Origin of the sequence: Trichocoleus sp. ST-U1 (genome assembly GCF_039961835.1) — a bacterium.
Lineage (GTDB): Bacteria > Cyanobacteriota > Cyanobacteriia > Cyanobacteriales > FACHB-T130 > FACHB-T130.
Genome location: NZ_JAMPJZ010000006.1, coordinates 109,953 through 128,840 on the forward strand (window position 1 = coordinate 109,953; position 18,888 = coordinate 128,840).

17 protein-coding genes are annotated in these 18,888 nt (G+C 48.2%); 6 read left to right on the top strand and 11 right to left on the bottom strand.

The features are described from left to right. Positions 1-61: 61 nt before the first annotated feature. The 3 genes from clpP to NDA06_RS04370 all read left to right on the top strand — a co-directional run bounded on the left by clpP (position 62) and on the right by NDA06_RS04370 (position 3,136). Positions 62-754, top strand: coding sequence for an ATP-dependent Clp endopeptidase proteolytic subunit ClpP (clpP, locus tag NDA06_RS04360; protein WP_190414673.1), 693 nt, complete (start codon positions 62-64; stop codon positions 752-754). Between the two features lie 9 nt (positions 755-763). Continuing rightward, on the top strand, positions 764-2,104 hold the full coding sequence (gene clpX / locus NDA06_RS04365; protein ID WP_190414672.1) for an ATP-dependent protease ATP-binding subunit ClpX: 1,341 nt from the start codon (positions 764-766) through the stop codon (positions 2,102-2,104). 114 nt (positions 2,105-2,218) lie between these two features. Further along, complete coding sequence (locus NDA06_RS04370) at positions 2,219-3,136, top strand: alpha/beta hydrolase (RefSeq protein ID WP_190985597.1); 918 nt, start codon at positions 2,219-2,221, stop codon at positions 3,134-3,136. A gap of 60 nt (positions 3,137-3,196) precedes the next feature. On the opposite strand, the gene NDA06_RS04375 is transcribed toward NDA06_RS04370, so the two are convergent. From NDA06_RS04375 to NDA06_RS04385, 3 genes are all read right to left on the bottom strand, one after another. Next, positions 3,197-3,451, bottom strand: a complete 255-nt coding sequence (locus NDA06_RS04375) for a hypothetical protein (protein WP_242047433.1) — start codon at positions 3,449-3,451, stop codon at positions 3,197-3,199. A 326-nt stretch (positions 3,452-3,777) separates the two neighbouring features. Next, positions 3,778-4,392, bottom strand: coding sequence for a hypothetical protein (locus NDA06_RS04380; RefSeq protein WP_190676968.1), 615 nt, complete (start codon positions 4,390-4,392; stop codon positions 3,778-3,780). 34 nt (positions 4,393-4,426) lie between these two features. Beyond that, positions 4,427-5,692, bottom strand: a complete 1,266-nt coding sequence (locus tag NDA06_RS04385) for a glycoside hydrolase family 10 protein (RefSeq protein WP_199324061.1) — start codon at positions 5,690-5,692, stop codon at positions 4,427-4,429. Positions 5,693-6,059: 367 nt separating this feature from the next. Here NDA06_RS04385 and NDA06_RS04390 point away from each other — a divergent pair, with 367 nt between their 5' ends. Next, positions 6,060-6,557 carry a pentapeptide repeat-containing protein gene (locus NDA06_RS04390; protein WP_190425668.1) on the top strand — a complete coding sequence of 166 codons (498 nt, stop codon included), beginning with the start codon at positions 6,060-6,062 and terminating at the stop codon, positions 6,555-6,557. Positions 6,558-6,679: 122 nt separating this feature from the next. On the opposite strand, the gene ftsY is transcribed toward NDA06_RS04390, so the two are convergent. The 6 genes from ftsY to NDA06_RS04420 all read right to left on the bottom strand — a co-directional run bounded on the left by ftsY (position 6,680) and on the right by NDA06_RS04420 (position 14,053). Beyond that, positions 6,680-8,485, bottom strand: coding sequence for a signal recognition particle-docking protein FtsY (gene ftsY / locus NDA06_RS04395; RefSeq protein WP_348251682.1), 1,806 nt, complete (start codon positions 8,483-8,485; stop codon positions 6,680-6,682). A gap of 63 nt (positions 8,486-8,548) precedes the next feature. After that, positions 8,549-9,187 (bottom strand): transcription antitermination factor NusB, encoded by a 639-nt coding sequence (gene nusB, locus NDA06_RS04400; RefSeq protein ID WP_190414667.1) that lies wholly within the window; start codon positions 9,185-9,187, stop codon positions 8,549-8,551. A gap of 168 nt (positions 9,188-9,355) precedes the next feature. Beyond that, entirely contained in the window at positions 9,356-10,078 is a 723-nt protein-coding gene (locus tag NDA06_RS04405; RefSeq protein WP_190414695.1) for a DUF502 domain-containing protein, read from the bottom strand. A 305-nt stretch (positions 10,079-10,383) separates the two neighbouring features. Continuing rightward, complete coding sequence (locus NDA06_RS04410; protein ID WP_190434114.1) at positions 10,384-11,283, bottom strand: glycosyltransferase family 2 protein; 900 nt, start codon at positions 11,281-11,283, stop codon at positions 10,384-10,386. A gap of 272 nt (positions 11,284-11,555) precedes the next feature. Next, positions 11,556-12,362 (bottom strand): HpsJ family protein, encoded by an 807-nt coding sequence (locus NDA06_RS04415; protein WP_206753364.1) that lies wholly within the window; start codon positions 12,360-12,362, stop codon positions 11,556-11,558. A gap of 584 nt (positions 12,363-12,946) precedes the next feature. Continuing rightward, a complete protein-coding gene (locus NDA06_RS04420) occupies positions 12,947-14,053 on the bottom strand; it encodes an adenylate/guanylate cyclase domain-containing protein (protein WP_190985599.1) in 1,107 nt (368 codons plus the stop codon). A gap of 227 nt (positions 14,054-14,280) precedes the next feature. Here NDA06_RS04420 and dnaG point away from each other — a divergent pair, with 227 nt between their 5' ends. Next, a complete protein-coding gene (gene dnaG, locus NDA06_RS04425) occupies positions 14,281-16,290 on the top strand; it encodes a DNA primase (protein WP_348251683.1) in 2,010 nt (669 codons plus the stop codon). A 68-nt stretch (positions 16,291-16,358) separates the two neighbouring features. On the opposite strand, the gene NDA06_RS04430 is transcribed toward dnaG, so the two are convergent. Next, complete coding sequence (locus NDA06_RS04430; protein ID WP_190683276.1) at positions 16,359-17,600, bottom strand: FtsX-like permease family protein; 1,242 nt, start codon at positions 17,598-17,600, stop codon at positions 16,359-16,361. 147 nt (positions 17,601-17,747) lie between these two features. On the opposite strand from NDA06_RS04430, the gene NDA06_RS04435 reads away from it, so the two are divergent. Then, complete coding sequence (locus NDA06_RS04435) at positions 17,748-18,422, top strand: ABC transporter ATP-binding protein (protein WP_190677103.1); 675 nt, start codon at positions 17,748-17,750, stop codon at positions 18,420-18,422. A gap of 4 nt (positions 18,423-18,426) precedes the next feature. Here NDA06_RS04435 and NDA06_RS04440 read toward each other — a convergent pair. Continuing rightward, positions 18,427-18,888, bottom strand: a 462-nt coding sequence (locus NDA06_RS04440) for a transposase (RefSeq protein WP_348251684.1), incomplete at its 5' end; no start/stop codon positions are given.

Consider the following 18,888-nt stretch of genomic DNA (forward strand, 5'->3'; position numbering starts at 1 on the left):
GTGACAAGCCACTCGCCAGTTCACCTGATAGTGCAGCGTTTAAATATAAGTTTCGCTCGTTATGGATTTATCTCTGTCCCGGAATTACGAAATCACAAACCTAAGGAAGAGTAATATTTACTCGCAACTCCCCAGCAACGTCGTCCCTATGGTGGTGGAACAGTCCGGAATGGGGGAACGGGCGTTTGATATCTACTCGCGGCTGTTGCGAGAGCGCATCGTTTTCTTGGGGACGCCGGTTGATGATAATGTGGCTGACTCGATTGTGGCTCAGATGCTCTTTTTAGACGCCGAAGATCCAGAAAAAGATATTCAGCTATACATCAACTCCCCCGGTGGCTCAGTGACAGCTGGGATGGCGATCTATGACACGATGCAACAAATACGCCCTGATGTTGCTACCATATGCTATGGTTTAGCAGCCAGTATGGGTGCGTTTTTGCTAGCAGGTGGAGCGCAGGGTAAGCGTATGGCTTTGCCCAGTTCCAGGATTATGATTCACCAGCCCCTGGGAGGCGCTCAGGGACAAGCGGTTGATATAGAAATTCAAGCAAGAGAAATTCTCTATCATAAGCAAAAGCTGAACGAGCTACTAGCTCAAAATACTGGTCAGCCGTTTGATAAAATTTCGGCAGATACCGAACGCGACTTCTTCATGTCATCTGCTGAAGCAAAAGATTACGGTTTGATCGATCAGGTCATCTCCAGACAGAACCTTCCCCACTCGGAAGCAACTGTTACTTCACTCAGGTAAGAGGCAAGTATGTCTAAGTACGACTCCCATCTAAAATGCTCATTTTGCGGCAAGTCTCAAGAACAGGTACGCAAGTTAATTGCAGGGCCGGGAGTCTACATCTGTGATGAATGCGTTGACCTATGTAATGAAATTTTAGATGAGGAGTTGCTGGACTCTGGGGCACCCGCACCTCAACCAGTACCTCGCGCCGAACCTCCCCAGAAGCGTCGAACCCGTTCGGGGAATATTTCTTTAAGTCAAATTCCCAAACCGAGAGAACTGAAAAAGTATCTCGATGAACACGTCATTGGTCAGGATGAAGCCAAAAAAGTGCTTTCTGTAGCGGTCTACAACCACTACAAGCGCCTGAGTTTTATCCAGTCTAAAGGTAGTGGCAAAGGTGGGCAGGAAGATCAAGTAGAGCTGCAAAAATCTAACATTCTTCTGATTGGCCCGACGGGATGCGGGAAAACTCTGCTGGCGCAAACGCTGGCGAGTATTCTGGATGTGCCCTTTGCAGTAGCAGATGCTACCACGCTTACAGAAGCGGGGTATGTGGGGGAAGATGTAGAAAATATCCTACTGCGACTGCTACAGGTGGCAGACCTCGACGTTGAGGAAGCCCAGCGGGGGATTATTTACATAGATGAAATTGATAAGATTGCCCGAAAGAGCGAGAACCCCTCAATTACGCGGGATGTTTCCGGTGAGGGCGTTCAGCAAGCTTTGCTGAAGATGTTGGAAGGGACGATTGCGAATGTGCCGCCGCAGGGTGGACGCAAGCATCCCTACCAGGACTGCATCCAGATTGACACCAGCAACATCATGTTTATTTGTGGTGGTGCTTTTGTCGGTCTGGAAAAAGTAGTAGAGCAGAGAACTGGGAAAAAGTCAATAGGCTTTGTCCAAGGTGGCGAAGGGCAACCGCGAGAAAAGCGGACAGCAGATATTGTGCGGAACCTGGAGCCGGACGACTTGGTGAAGTTTGGGATGATCCCAGAGTTTATCGGTCGGGTGCCCGTGGTGGCGGTCGTCGATCCGCTGGATGAAGAGGCGCTGATGGCAATTCTGACAGAGCCTCGGAATGCTTTGGCGAAGCAGTATCAGAAGCTGCTGAAGATGGATAACGTGCAACTGGAGTTTAAGCCGGATGCGCTGCGAGCGATCGCGCAAGAAGCGTATCGGCGGAAAACAGGCGCACGGGCACTGCGTGGCATTGTTGAAGAACTGATGCTGGATGTGATGTATGAGTTGCCGTCCCGCAAGGATGTGACTCGCTGCATGATTACGCGGGAGATGGTCGAGAAGCGATCGACTGCCGAACTCATCGTACATCCCTCCTCGATGCCAAAGCCCGAATCTGCCTAAAGCTTGTATTCGCCCTAGGGACAAAAAAGCTGAAAATAATATAGAAACCCGTTTTCTTTCTCGAAGACGGGTTTTTTACATAATAAGCATCACTCAAAACTCAAAAATTTCAACATGGCTCATATTCAAGTTCGTGGCATCGCCCATTATTACGAGTGGATTAAGACACCCAGCGAGGAAGGTAAAAATAAGCCGGTGATGGTCTTCGTGCACGGATGGGGGGGATCTTCTCGATACTGGGAAAGCCCTGCAAAAGCCCTTTCAGATACGTTTGACTGTTTGCTGTACGATATGCGAGGATTCGGGCGATCGCGTAAACTTTCGCCTGTGGGGAACGGTAGCGCCTTAGCAGAAGAAATTTCGTCTCCACTAGCAGACGAACCTGCAACAGCGGAAGAGTTTACTTACGAAATGGAAGAATACGCAGATGACCTAGCAGGCTTATTAGATGCCTTAGAACTGGAGCGCGTATACATCAATGCTCATTCTATGGGCGCATCTGTCGGGGTCTTTTTTCTAAACAGCTACCCAGAACGAGTATTCAAGGCAATCTTAACCTGTAGCGGCGTTTTTGAATACGACGAAAAATCATTTAAAGCCTTTCATAAATTTGGCGGTTACGTCGTCAAATTCCGTCCCCGTTGGCTGTATCAACTTCCGTTTGTTGACCGAATGTTTATGGCGCGATTCTTACATCGCCCCCTACCTAGTGCTATCAGTCGTGCTTTCTTAGACGATTTTCTCATGGCAGATTACCAAGCTGCTGTAGGCACCATGATTACCTCAGTTAGCGAAAAAGCCTCTGAAGTGATGCCGAATGAGTTCGCCAAGCTTACTGTTCCAACACTTTTAGTTGCTGGCGAATACGACATTATTATCCCCGCAGCAATGGGGCGTCAAGCAGCAGCATTGAGTGACAAAGTCGAGTATGTTGAGATTCCCGATACCGCTCACTTCCCGATGCTAGAGGCACTGGAAGCTTACCTGAAGGTAGTGCGAGAGTTTCTGGGAACCCCAGCTTTAAATGAATAGAACACGCATTCTGTCTTTTTGGCGATCGCAGGGGATGATTTTGAACAGTTTGCCAATCTTTCAAACTGAATTCTCCCGTGCCATTTGAGCTGCCATGCGAGATTTGAACCCTGCCATTGTCTCTGGTGTAGCTTCAGTAGCCTGCCACGTCTCTCGTGCGATTAGGCCATCGCACCAAGCACTCAGCTTTGGATAGTCACTCAAGGATACGCCCCCTCTCGGCAACCAGGGTATTACACTTCCAGCAACAACCTCGGCTAGAGTTAGGTTTGGACTACCAAAGTAAGAGCGATCGCCAGCATGAGAAAACCTCACAGCTTTATGAGTAGGGCTGGCATTGCCAATCTTACACCCTATACTCAATTGAATTGTTATAAAAGTGTCTCAACACTGACGTTTCAATTCAGGAGAGCCAAAATTATTGCCTGTGCCAGTTTAAAGAGCGCGTGTGTAGGTTGAAAATTCACAGCAGGTTGTACTTCATTACGTCGCAACCTGCTGTAGTTGCTGATCAAAACTACTTTCTTCCTAGTATTAGATTACCAACATTTAGTAGGCACTTTTGAGAAACGAAAGAAAGCAAAAAAAGTTAAGTTAACCGCTTTTAATTATTTAATCTACGGATACAGATTCTAGAAAACTCAGCCAGGTTTAAAGCGCAGCAAGCCAATTAGGGCAACGCCTGTAATGGCAGCGACAACAAGCCATGCCACGGCTAAACCGACTACCTCACTAACGAATAAGCGCGTCGCTTCGCGCAATAGTCCGCCAACAGCCCAACCCATTCCTAGCCCCATCGCCCAGCTGACAGAACTGACCAAGATCCATATCCAAGCTTTTTGCGCCTGCTCAAACAGGACAAGCCCTTGCAGCAGTCCCAGCAAAGCGCCTGCCAGTGCCCCATTTAGGATTCCAAAGATTATCCTGGCTTCAAATAGTAAGGTTTTGGGTGCCACCCAGCCGATGGCTCCGATACCACTGCCGCCAATGAAGCCCCAACTCAGTACGCTAGTGAGTACCCACCAACCCGCGATCGCATTTGGCATCCCTTTGCCCACCTCAACTCGTTGTCTGAGAACTAACGCTTGTGCCAAACCAACCGCAACCCCGCCGATTGCACCCTCTACAACGCCAATATCGGGTCTTTCACCCACCTCAATCCACAACAAACTGACTAAAAATCCTACGAGGGTGACAGATACCCACTGGAACCAAAAAATGTAGTAATTGGTAATCGGCGATTGGTCATTGGTCATTGCTAATTGCGGATGGCTAATTGCTAATTGTTCATCACCGATTACCGGATGGCAAAACCTGGGGTCGTGTAGCGCTGGCAGGAAAAAGTGCCCGGAATGCCTCTCGGCGTCGCTTTGGTGGCTCTGGAGACATATAACCCCACAAGCTTTCCCAGTAGAAGAAGGATACCCCACTAAAACCGCGATCGCGCACCGCCTGAACTTGCTGCTGAATCTGCTTCATGTCAACCGGACGACTCACTAAGCCCGATAAGATCCCGACACCCACTGGAATCTGACGACGCGCCATCTGCACAGAGGGTTGCGACAATTCAGCCAAAAAACTTTTTAGGTCATCTCGATACACTTGCAGTACCAACTCCTCCACCAAACCCCGTTGTACCCAAGTCTGCCAATCTTGAAGATAGAATCTGTAGGCAAAAGAGTAGGGGTTAGGAGACAAAGACACCAAGCAGCCAGGTTTGACAGATTTAATCGACTGAAAGAGGCGCTGCATAAAATCAGTAATCTTATTTGCTCTCCAGCTCATCCACTCAGCATCTTTGGGGTTGGTGGGAGGGCTTTTACCCTGGTGTTCTTGCCGATAAAGCTCGACTGTAAAGGGATCGTAGCCAAACTCAACCGGCAAACCAAAGTGATCGTCCATCTGAATGCCAGCTACATCATACTCAGTGACGACTTCAACCATCAGATTTAGGATAAACTGCTGCACTTCTGGATGCAGGGGGTTAAGCCATACGACTTTCCTGGCAAACTGGTTGCGGATAAATTGTTCTACTTTTCGAGAAGCAGGCTGAACATTTGGCTTTGCCGGGTCGCGCAAGCCCTGTTCCAAAATCTCCGGCAAGATATTCTTGGTGCCGTCTTGACGTAGTGAGATCCAGTCTGGGTGGCGCTTCGCCAGTTCTGAACTCGCAGGAGCCATAAACCCATACTCAAACCAAGGAATCACTCGAATTTGCTGTCGATTTCCCTGGTTGATTATCTCAGCGAGGACATCTCGCCCCAGCCCCAGAAGCTCTAACCCTTGGTCTTGAGGGCGACCCGTCTTCCGTCTTGCCACAGTGCTGGGGTAAAAAGTGTGTCCCCGATTCCAGACTACAGGGTAGACGGTATTGAAATGTAGTTGAGATAACTGGTGCATCGCCCGGTTGACTCCCCAGGGCATAAATAGCACGGAACTCGCAACATTGGTCAACCAAACGCCCCGCAATTCAGTGGAAGCTACAGAAGGCGGGGAGTTGGTTCTAAACTGGGGAGAATAAATGGAGAACGCGATCGCTAGCCCCAAACAGAGCAAAGAAATGAGCCAGGTATGAATCCCCTTCCTTTTTCGGCGGCGCGACCTCCTTAAACCATTGGGCTTTGAACTTGCATAATTTCTAATCACTGACAATACCTGCTAGATTGCTTCGGTCAATCCAACATCCAAAATGGCATAAGTTGAGTCAACCTCACCGGAAATTTTTGTTCAAAAATTTGAAATTGAACCGCAACGCTGCCATTTGCTGAGTAAATCCGAATTTAAAATGCCTGCTCGGGAACTCTAATATCCAATCACCTAGCATTGAGCCAGTCATGGCATGATTAATCTAATTGTCGCGAACTTGACTGTTCTCGAAACATCGTTGTAGTTTTTCAAGCGGCTCGTGAAAAATCGATCTAGTATGAAGCATTTTCTCCGACTAACAGCATTGGTTTTAGCACTCGTGCTTATCTGTTTTTCCCCTTCAGCACTCGCCGCTAGCTCTTCTTCCATTTCCCGTTCAGCTAGTCAAGGGGAACTTACGGGTAAGGATTTTTCCGGTCAAAACTTACAAGCAATTGAGTTTTCCAATGCCAACCTGGAAAATATTAACTTTAGCAATGCCGACTTACGGGGTGTGGTGTTTAATGGTTCAGTGTTGACCAAGGCGAATCTACATGGAGCAGACTTTACCAATGGAATCGCCTATTTAGCTGACTTCACGAATGCAGATTTAAGTGATGCAGTGTTTGAAGACGCGATGATGTTGCGATCGCGCTTTAACGATGCGGACATCACAGGTGCCGACTTTTCTAATGCGATTTTAGATGGTGTCCAAGTAAAAAAACTGTGTGCCAGAGCAACAGGTGTTAATTCAAAGACGAAAGTGGTAACTCGCGAATCTTTAGGCTGTCGGTAAAAGGCGGTTTATCTGGATATTCGGGGCTGTCGGTTTTCATACACAAAGTTGCTGACATATCAAAAACCCGTTTTCTTCGAGAAAACGGGTTTTTCAAGCTAAAAAATTAGGTTAGCAGACTATCAGCCACTCAGCAGGGCTTCTACAAATTCGTAGCTAGAAAAGGGACGTAAATCTTCTATCCCTTCCCCCGCACCGATGAAGCGGATGGGCAAGCCAAGCTGTTGCACTACGGCTAGAGCCACGCCTCCCTTCGCAGTTCCATCTAGTTTTGTCAAGACGACGCCGCTGAGTTTTGCGGCTTCTGAGAAGACTTGTGCTTGACGTAAGCCATTTTGACCGAGGGTAGCATCAAGCACCAAGAGGGCTTCTACTTGGGCGTCGGGAGCTTTTTTATCGACAATGCGGCGGATTTTGCTCAGTTCGTCCATCAGATTTTTCTTGTTCTGGAGACGCCCTGCGGTGTCGATGAGGAGTAATTCTGTACCCCGTGCCTGGGCTGCTGCGATCGCGTCAAACACAACAGCAGCCGGATCGGTATTCTGCCCTGGGTTGGCAATTACCTCAACACCACTACGCTGTCCCCAAATCTTGACCTGTTCTACCGCAGCAGCCCGGAACGTATCGGCAGCGCCAATTAAGCACTTATAGCCGGATTTTTGGGCTAAATGGGAAATTTTACCAATCGTGGTTGTTTTACCTGCACCATTCACCCCAGTCATCAGCCAGATATTCAGGGTGTCTTTTGTCGGGACAAAGGTGGGGCTGTAGGATTCCTGAATGGGTTGGTCGAGTAAGTCGCGCAAGATTTGCTTGAGGTAGGCGATCGCTTGTTCTGGCGGTAACACCTCATCTCGCAGCCTCTTTTGGAGCGTATTGATGATAGAGTCTGTCGCCTCAACGCCAGCATCTGCCTGCAACAGCAGCGCCTCAATCTCCATCACCGCGTCTTGATTCAACGGCCCTTGACCGACAATTGCCTTCAGTCGGTTGATCAAGCTGCGACGAGTTTTATCCAAGCCTTGCCGCAGCCGCTTCAGCCAAGTAATTTCTTCAATTGAAACATCCTCCACCCGACGCCCTTGAGCTGCCAGCACTTGCGCTGACCACATGAAGCCCTCATCGAAGGTAAGCCCGGGTATCGATCCAGTCTCTACGGTTGCCGCGGCTGGCTGCACGGGTGCCCTGACAGGTTCTGGTTCTGGCGTCTCTATCGCCGTTGCCTTGAGGCGTTCTAGCCGCGCCTGTCGGTCTTCCCTTGCCCAGAAAGGCACCGGGGCAGTGGCAGTCTCATCTATCTGAGATTCAGTCGCTGCTGGCTCTGGTGACGCCTCTGAGGGTACGGCTTCTAAATTAATCCCGGTTTCGGCGATCGCTGTCGCGACTTCTGGCTCCCCAAACTCATCTGTTGTCGGTGCTTCTGCCTCGACTACAGGTTCAGGCGTTTGAGTCGGTTCTGCTTCTGTTTCTTGGGCTGTTTCTACCGGGGATGCTTCTGCCAGTGTCGGAGTTTCAGAAGTTTCCGGTGCCTCAGCTTCAACCGTCGTTGTCGCGGGTGCTTCAACTGATTGAGCCGTTTCAGCCTCCACGTTGACTTCTGCCGTTTCTACTTCTGTCGTTTCTGCAACAGTCTCTAATTTGCTGGGTTCCGCTGCCGAAGTGGCGGGTGACTCAGTTACCGCTGGAGCCGTTTCCACCTGGGATTGTTGCTGTTTTTGCTGAATATTTTTGTAGGCTGCCTTAGCGTAGCTGAGCAGGTCTTCAGCAACCTGCTGTGACTGAGCCTCTGTTGTTGATTCTGACGTTTGGGTTTCGGCTTCCGGTTGTAGAGACGCAATATCTGGCGTCTCTACATCGGTTTTTTCCCGTTCAACTTGGGAATCACTTGTTTTATCGCTAAACTGACGACGGAACCAATTAAAAACCATTGCACCTACAAAACTCAGCAGCAATTCAGGAGCTATTACTGCTACTAACTATAGAGAACTTTTCTACGTCGTGGGCGATTGAGCCTTAAGCTGGTCAGTGACTCGGCGCAGGACGCCTTGAATAAACCGATGCCCTTCTTCATCACTGTACCGTTTAGCTAACTCTATCGCTTCATTGACGGCAACTCTGTCTGGCACGCCAATATACATAATTTCTACCACTGCCACCCGCAAGATATCTCGGTCAATCCGAGGCAGGCGGTTTAACTGCCAATTCACCATTGCTTCGTCGAGCTGTTGATCGATCTCTTCCCGCTTGGCGTTGACTTTGGTAATAATTTCTAAGGCGTAGGCGCGAACTTCCTGCTGGTTTGACAGTTGAATAAATTCTGGCAGTTCTAGCGCAGTTCCCACACGGTTGATGGCTGCCTGAGTTAGCTCAATGGCTTCGTTGATCATCACCTTTGCACTCTGAACATCCGAGGCGCGGGTTTCGCTACTGAGCAAGCGCTCGCTGGAGCGTTGAACTTCTGCTGCGGCAACTTCTAAAGTCTCTTGAACTTCAGAGCTGAGGGCGCGGATGGCAGCAGTGACTAAGCTGGATATTTGCTGGGTCGCTAGTCGTTCTACAGTCCCACTAAGCTGGCTAAGGCTGAGGAGAGCTAATTCACGGGCAATTCGGCGGGGTTGGCGGTTTTGCATGACAAATTCTAATGGGTAATCGGGAATGGGTAATCGGTAATCGGTCGTTGGTCAAAAGCTCATTCGTCATTGGTCATTAGCCAGTAGTAACGAACCAAGGACTAAGGACTAATAACTACTAACAATTACCGATTACCGATTACCCATTACTCATTCCGTCGTGATTTTTTAATCTTCCTCTGTAGGTAAAACCTGCCATCTTCCTTCAGAAACCAGGGGTTCTAGTTGGCGATCGCTACCAGTCGGAACCGGCACTAAGGGTAAGGGATTGGGACTGACAATTCCTCCCGAAACCACGACCTTGAAGGCATCTTCAATCGACATGGAGAGGTTCAGCACTTCTTCTTCCGGGACAACCGCATACCAGCCAGTGGTTGGGTTGGGCGTGGTTGGAATAAAAACGCTGAGCATGGGACGAGTCATCTGACATTGAATTTCGCTGCTCATCACACCTGTAACAAAAGCGATCGCCCAAACTCCTCGACGAGGATACTCTACCAAAACAACGCGGCGAAACTTGCCGTTTGTATCCCTTAGAATCGTTTCTAGTAATTGTTTGAGCGTTTTATAAACCGATCCGGCTAATGGAATCGCTTGCAACAGTCGCTCCCCAAAATCTAGAAGCCACCGTCCGGCAATATTGCGTGCCATTAAGCCAATCAGCATAATACACAGCAATGGAACTGCCAGTCCCACCAGCAGATTTAGGACATTCACCAGGATGGGATGCAGGCCATCGAAGGGATTTACCTGCTTTGGAATGCGGGTCAAAAAGTTGATCACCCAGCTGGCAATTGTAATTGTCAGCCAGATTGTGGTAGCCAAAGGAATGACAACCAGGAGACCTGCAATCAGGTCATTCTTTAAGTCCTGCTTGAAGCGTTGGATCACAGATTGCCCAATCTCCTTACAACTGGCGGTGCTTTCTTTATATCGGGATACCAATCTCACTCGGTGAGTGTTGGCTGAAAAAGTTCGTCAATCAACCCCAGAAGACACGCCTGCAAAATTGGAACCGGGCATTCTCTAAAAGATTGCTGCTCCTTCATGCATGACTTACCTGCCGCAACAGCGTAGGTTTGATTCTGGAATTGTTTCTTTTCTATCTTTATTTGTAAGACTTGTGAAGAATTGTTGCAACTCCCCAAGGATCTAGTATCACACTTTACACTTTAGCATTTACAAGTCCGTTACCTTTATCGAGGAGAGGAACTGACTGTCGTCGCATCCACATTCGTATCGTCTGGAGGAATTGGCTGACTTGGGTCATCCAGCGGGGACTGGGGAAGATGCTTAAGCTCCCAGACCTTGAGTAAGATGAGATATTCATAGAATGCCTGCAAAGTACACCAGGCAAATCCTCCTCGCCCGTCCAGAAAGCCACCCAGAAAGAAATACATATATACGAAGCGCACGAGCGGACGGAAGGGCAGCCTTAAAGACAAATCTTTGAGGGCGCGGCGTTTTTCTACTTCCGAACGACCCAAGAATAATTCTCGCCAGTTGACACTTCCTTTGTCTAACTGGCGCAGGGTTTCAACGGCTTCGTCTGTAGAGTAGCGGTTGTGCTTGTCGATCCAGCGACTCAATCCCTTACTACAGGTGTAGTGGGGATAGGTTTCTTTCAAGAAGCTGGTAGCTCCTTCGCAAACTTCCCGTTCGGTATGACCGTAGTCGCTAAACCAGACTTTGCCCGGTTTTAACAGACGCATCTGGTAGCGGGGATACTGGGTGCTGCGGCGAATCCAACTGCCCATGAACATGACGCGCTCTGCTGCATAGTAGCCGACATATTCAGTCGTTTTAATTGCTTCCAGGCATTCCTGAAACAGCTCTTTTGTCATCCGCTCATCAGCTTCGAGGATATAAATCCATTCGTGTTTGGCGGGGACTTCTTGAAGCATCCAGGTTCTCTGTCGTCCGTGACTTTCAAACCGATGCTTCACAACGCGCACATCGTAGCGACTGGCGATTTCGAGGGTGCGATCGCTACTGTACGAATCCACCACAATCACATCATCCGATAACATTGCCGACTCAATACAAGCGGCAATATCAATTTCTTCGTTATAGGTCAGGATGTAAATTGAAAACATGCGATGCCGTTCGTGAGAGGAAATAATCAATCCCTGCTTTAGGATGCACTTCAGAAAGGGAAATCCCAATCGCGTTGGGTTCCTTGGGGCGTTGTGACTTCAAAGAGTAGAAGTCTGTTCGTGGATGCTTTCTTCGCCGGATGAAGGATGAGAAATTGCAGCCTTCATCCTAGCCTACTCAACAGGCAGCAGCTTCGCCACCACTTCGCCGAGGGGAAAGCCTACAGCTTTTTCGGCAACTGAACCCCTAACCCCTCACAACTCGCGATTTCTTACCGCGCCTGAGCTTTCCGACGGCTTCCTCCCGAACCTGTCAACCCCAGTGCCGCAATGCTAAGGTAGCCAATCGCTAAGAGTAAACTGCTCAGACCATTCCGGATACTCGTCTTCAATAACTCGCCTTGAGCTTGTTTTTGGGCTTCTAGTTTGCCGCCTCGAACTTGGGTTTTAGCTGCATCGACTTGTGCATTCAAAGCTTTTGGGTCTTGCTTTAACTTTTGTAGTTGATCTTTGAGTGCTTGCAATCTCGCCTGTTGCTCCCCTTGAACTTGACCGCTCTTGAGCGCCTGATCTAGTTCCGCAAGCTTCTTACTATCTTCAAGCAGGGCGGTAACTTGGGCTGACTGGCTGGCGATTTGAGTTTCAACTTGAGTCGCTCTTTGGTTAATTCGGGCGACCGCTTCCTGGTTCAGCAGACGCAGGCTATTGATGTTCAGTAAGGGAACTGGCAGCAGGAAGCTCAAACCTAAAATAACAGAGAGTATCAACGCTCCGATTCTTACTATATCTTCCCACCCTTTTCGAGCTACTCCAGAGTTATTGTCAATCCAATATCCAGCGAACAGCAGCGCCAGACCTACCATTGGAATCACACCTCTGTCAATTAGCTGCCCTGTAACGCCCTGTTGCCACTGTAGGAAGTTCAGCCGCCACTGGGGATCGTCCACACCGCTAGGTCTATTTGGCGGAATTAGAAAAACCGCATAGTCAACCAGTGAGGACACAATTAGGATCACTCCGACCAACTTGAGGATTTTGGAGGCAACGGAGGAAGGTTGACGGCTATTAGCTGCTTTCATGGTTTTCGTCGTGAGTTATGAATTTTTTACTTCAAACTTAACTGAATAACATACTGAGTGACCTATCTGCCCACCGGATAATTACGCATTTATCAAGGTTTAGAAGACTCAGTAAAGGAAGGGAAGTCTTCTTAGATTCACCCGTTGGCTTCAGGGAAGTTAACCCAGAGGACTTCTACTCAGTTGTCGGTACGCGGTAACTATCTTCAGTTTAAAGCTGCTGATTTTCCAGAGACTTTCTTAGCAAGTTCCACATCTTACATCAACTGGGTCTATCAGTGTTAAATAATCACAATTTGCAACTAAAAGTATAAAACTTTGTAAGCATCGCAATCTTTATGTTCATCGTCCAAAAAATTCGCGTCCAGAGCGTGAGGAACTGTTAAAAATCAGTTGTTTTGCTTTTGCTCTAATAAATCTTAGCCGTTTTTTTAAAAGATAGCTATCGAAGAATGCAAGGCTAAAAAAAATAATATTTCCGGAAAGCGAGTTAACAGAAAAATAAAATTTATAAGAAAAATACATTGACATCGTCAATGTAAAAATTGCTCCCGCTACTCCTTTAAGTTCGGAGAGAGAAAAGTTCAGACATCACTTGCTTTGCTGCAAATTGCCTTCATTAACTCAATCCGATAAACCAGAATCGGTGCATCCAATCCTTTAAGACTCATCGCGTTACCCAGCCGGGGGCAATCCTTGACAGCACTGGCAGCGTCTGCGTCCATGAATACAGTTTCGGTACAAGCAATGTCGTTGCCTTGGCTTGTCGCCTGCACCCGTGCTGCTGTATTCACCGTCGTGCCGAAGTAGTCAAGCCGCTCGTTTAGGGTGACACTAATACAAGGGCCGACATCAATGCCAATTTTGAGGATGAGCCGATCTTCTGCTGTTAGTTGCAACTGTTGATTCAAAGCTTCCATCTGCTGATGCATGGCGATCGCGCTTCTCGTCGCATCAGCAGGCGCAGTGAATGCTGCCATCACCGCATCCCCAATCGTCTTGACAACCACACCATTGTGGGCATCTACTACCTGAAACAGCAGATCGAAGTGTCGGCGTACCAGATGATAAGCCCGTGAATCTCCTCGCCTTGCGTAGAGTGCCGTCGAACCAGCCAGATCCGAAAATAAAATTGCTACCCGCCGAATCGTTAAACTCTCATTAGGCGGAATCGTCTCGCGGGGAAAAAAGTCGCGGAAAGTTTGCAGCGTCAGCATCTGGTGTCCGGAAACTACCCCATATTGAGCATCGACTTTAGCGCGGAAATTCGGATCGTCTGCTTCCCTTCCCAAGCGGCGCAATCGTTCATCAATACTAAACGTAATCCGCACCTGCTGATCAGCATCAGTAGCATGGACAATGTGACACTGTGGGCAGGTATGGTTTGTCCGCAGATCGTACAGACTTTTCGGATTGAAGTCGATGCCCCGACACATGGGACATTGAATGTCCCAGTTGAGAGATAGGATGCCTTCTTTCAACGCGGTGACTAACACTCGCAGCGCCTCCCGTTCGCTTAAGTGCAATCGTTCGGCAATTCGACGGGGGTTAGCATGGTAGAGTTCTCGGCTGTCGCTTTCCTGCAAAAATGCCGTCAGATGCTGCCGTACTGCTGGTTTAACCCCATAAGCTTCCAATGTAGCGACAGCTTTGGCGATCGCGCTTTGGCGTCTAGGAAAAAAGTTAAGCACTGCCCGGTTTATCCTCTATATCGCTAGGTTGATTGAGAATTTTGGTAGCGTGCAACCCTGAGTGTAATCCCAATACAATGATGATTAGCGATTCAGTTTTAGCAAGATGAATGGGTGCCAAGAGTTATCTTAGTACCAGCTTAGAACATTACTAGGAAGACCCCTTTGTCTTTGTTTAGAAAAAAACACCAATCACAATTGGTTCTCTCAATACAAAAAACTAAGCTGTGCAAATTCCCCGACTGCATCCAGACACGATTGAGGAAGTAAAGCAACGGGCTGACATTGTAGATGTCATCTCGGAATACGTCCTATTGCGGAAGCAGGGCAAAGATTTTGTGGGTTTGTGCCCTTTTCATGAGGAAAAAAGCCCTAGTTTTAGCGTCAGTCCCAGCAAGCAGATGTATTACTGCTTTGGCTGTCAAGCTGGGGGAAATGTAATTACCTTCCTGAAGGAACATTCTAAGCGTTCTCTGGGCGAAGTCGTGCTGGATTTGGCACGGCGCTACCAAGTTCCGGTGCAGATGCTGGAGCCAGAACAGCGACAGGAATTGCAGCGCCAAATTACACTGCGAGAGCAACTGCATGAGATTTTGGCAGTGACTGCAAGCTTTTATCAGTACGCGCTGCGACAAGCTCAAGGACAGGTGGCGCTTGAGTATTTACGCTCGAAGCGGGAACTCTCGGAAGAAACTATCCAACAATTTCATCTAGGCTATGCACCTGCGGATTGGGAAACCCTCTACCGCTACTTGGTGGAACAGAAACACTTCCCGGTACAGTTGGTAGAACAAGCGGGGTTGATTGTCCCTCGGAAGACGGGCAGCGGTTATTATGACAGATTCCGCGATCGCTTGATGATTCCGATCCACGACAGTCAAGGGCGCGTCATTGCCTTTGGCGGTAGAACCTTGGGGGATGAGCAACCCAAGTATCTCAACTCCCCCGAAACTGAGTTATTTCATAAAGGCAAAACTTTATTTGCTTTGGATAAAGCTCGTGACGCGATTGGCAAGCAGGATCAAGCCGTCGTGGTAGAGGGATATTTTGATGCGATCGCGCTCCATGCAGCAGGCATTTCCAACGTCGTCGCTTCTCTTGGCACCGCACTCAGCTTAGAACAAGTGCGGCTGCTGCTGCGATACACCGAATCCAAGCAGATTATCTTCAACTTCGACGCCGACGCCGCTGGGACAAAAGCAACTCAACGAGCGATTGGAGAAATTGCCAATCTCGCCTACCAAGGGCAAGTTAATCTCCGAATTCTCAACCTTCCAGATGGGAAAGATGCCGACGAATTTATCCGCAAAGGCGGCACTCAAACCTATCGGGAACTGCTGCTCAATGCCCCGCTGTGGCTTGATTGGCAGATTCAGCAAATCTTAATCGGCAAAAACCTCAAACAAGCAGATCAATTTCAACAAGTTACGGGCGAATTGGTGAAGTTACTCAACAACCTCACCAACGACGATCAAATTACTTACTACATCAATCACTGTGCGGAAATCCTTAGTCAGGGGGATTCTCGGCGGGTAGGGTTGCTATCAGATAATCTTCTCAATAAAGTTGTCCGTCACTGGGAAGAACTCCTCAATCAAGATAGTTCCCTACAAGTGCCGCTGCTAATTAACAATCTTCTCAAGCAAAGTCAGCCCAAGCAGAATAAACGTCTCCAGTCGCGCCGTACTGGTAGCAATAATAAACGCCAACAGCCAGTTGTATCGGGTTCTTCGGAACGCAGTCTTTTAGAACGAGCAGAAGCTTTACTCCTGCGTTTTTACCTCCATTGCCCCGAATACCGGCAGGCGGTTATTGATGTGCTAGAGGAACGAGATTTGTTCTTTAGCCTTCCCCACTACCGATTTTTATGGCTAAAAATTTTAGATATACAAAGAAATTCTGAGGCGTCTATAGTAGAAACGCCAGAACTAATATCTTCCCTACAAAACTTGTTAATTGAGTTTCCTGAGGATTTGGCTCAGGTTTCTCCACTGTTTCATCTCGATGAGAATACACAGCGAGATATTCTCTCCCCTGAATTGATTAAATCAGCTGCTGCTTGTATGGAACGGGTAATGTGTGAAAACATCGCCCGCCGCTTTTTGGATTTATGGAAAAATCCCGACACCTCTATCGACCCTAAAAAAAGAGAATATTACTGCCAAGAATTTTATAAGGCTAAACAGCGGATCAAAGAGTTAGATGGGCAACTGCAATTTTCGTATTTTTATCGTTAATTAAGCGTGCGAAGCGAGGACGGCAACAGACGGCGTAGCTGCTATGGTCAGGTTAACGGTTCTAGGAATTACGCCTTGAAGACGATCGCGGGATCGACGCGAGTGACTTTTTGAATGGCAAAGATGGCAGAACCGACGCACATGACAACCGTGATTCCCAAGGCAGCGATCGCAGTTGCCGGAGTGATTAAAATAATGATTCCCTGACTGGAAAATGTCCAGGCTACCACTCCTAAGCAAAGAACCATGCTGGGAATATAGCCTAGAATTGCCATCCACAGCGCCTGTTCAATGATTGCACAGTAGATAACCCAATCGGACGCGCCCATCGCTTTGAGAGTGCCAAATTCCTTGATGTGATCGGATACTGACGAGTAGAGGATCTGACCGACAACGATCGCCCCAACAATGATACCCACCGCTGCACCAAGACCCAGAAGGAACCCAATTCCAGTTCGCTTTTGCCAGTAAGTCTGAGTCATTTCAATCATTTCGGCGTGAGTGTACGCACGGGTATCTGGTAAAGTGGCTTCTAACTTCTGCTTAAGTGCCTCTAAATCCTGACCCGGCTTGGCTTGAATCAAGACATAAGTGATGGGATCTGATGCAGCTAACGGTCTGGGTACAGAAGTAGAAGTTGGATCGGGCTTCTCATAAGTGTTGGTACACTGGATTCCCTTCGATCCCGATCGCAATTGGCAAGACAAACTAGAAGTCTGACCGGAACTTAAGTAAGCATTGGCACTCTCCAATGAGGTAAACATATAAGCATTTGATGCAATTGAGCGATTTCTTTGGGTGAAGCCAACTAACCGAGCTGGTAAAGTACCTACTTCAGCGACATCACCTATCTTTCGTACCTTTAGGGAGTCCAAGTTAGTTACATCCACCATTACGGTGTAAGGTTCTTTTAGGGCACTCACACTTCCTTGGGTGATATTTGTTGGTACAAACAATTGTCCGTTTGGGTTAAATCCGATGACTCTCACTGGAGCAATCTCACCTGAGGGATGACGCCATACGGAACCCCTAGCAATGAGTGCTTCAGCTCGCTCTACGCCTGCCACCTCTTGAGCCAGAACGACGTGCGCTTGGGGGATGGGCAACGTCAAGTCAAGGTACACCATACTCTTTGATGCCACCCAAATATCGGCTTGGGAATTGTCAATTAATTTAGCAGCGGAGCGACTAAAGCCATTGAAGATACCCGTTTGAATTGTTACCAGGCTAACGGCAAACATAATCCCTGCCTGAGCCACAAGTAAACGAGGAATGTCTTCGAGCAAGTGCTTCCGAGCCAGTGAAACCATAAGAAAAGATTGACGATTACCTGCAAGTTTGACCAAAAGTTAGGCTAAAGACTTAAACGGATAAGTGCTTCTCAAATTAACTCTACTGTGTTTAAAAAGAGCCGAATCCAGGATGATTCTACCGCAAGAGAATTTAATAATCGTCAAATGGGAGCGATTGTTGCCAAAGGGGTAGAGATGGCATTCCCTTCAGGGCAACAGTCTTATCAAGTTCTTAAAGGGATTGACTTAGAAATCTGTAGGGGCGATATCCAACTCTTGATGGGGCCGTCTGGATCGGGAAAAACCACTCTGCTGTCAATCTTAGCTGGGCTGCTGACACCCTCTGCTGGAAAGGTGTACTTACTCGGAGACGAGATTACAGGAATGTCTAGGGCAAAGCTAGCACGGTTCCGACTACACAATATCGGCTTTATTTTTCAGGGTTTCAACCTGTTCGGGGCACTGACAGCATCTGAAAATATTGAAATCGTGCTGAATGTTAAAGGCATTTGGGATAGGGTCGCCCGACAGCAAGCAAAAGTTTTGTTGGAACAGGTGGGATTAGGGGATAAAGCAAACCAGAAGCCGGGTGATTTGTCTGGAGGACAAAAACAGCGGGTAGCGATCGCGCGGGCTTTAGCAGGCAATCCCCAATTGATTATGGCAGATGAGCCAACCGCTGCCTTAGACTCCCATAGTGGGCATACCGTAATTGAGTTACTGCGTCAGTTGGCGAAGGAAGGCGGCTGCACGGTACTGATGGTGACGCACGATCCTCGGATTGTCGATGTCGCCGACCGAGTCGCTTATCTGGAAGATGGAGTTCTCAAGAAAGAATAAGTAGCTAGGATGATTTAAACCTAAAACGCTCTAACGTATATCCCCCTTGTTCACTCCGTGATTCCATGCCGTCCATTACAGCAAGGGCTAAATCATATTCATTGTCGAACATTCGTCCTGAAATTTCATGGGCTTTGAGTTGATGCCACTGTCCTTCGATGGGGTTCATCTGGGAGCAATAGGCAGGCAAGAAGAAAATGAATAATCCTTGCTCTTGCCACCGTGCCCACTGCTCACGTACCAGTTTACTAGTGTGAATCGGTGCATTGTCTTGAACGATAACGGTAAGCCGTCCCGTTCGTTTGAGGGTTTCATTCGCTGTTGCAGCGACCCAATCGATCACACTAATGTAGCTTGCACTCTTAAATCCTCCTTGCACTAGCGCATACTCGAAGCGTTCATCCGGTTGCCAAAGACCCAAAATGCTAATTCGACTTCCGTAGCGTTGCTGGGTCTGCTCCAGGCA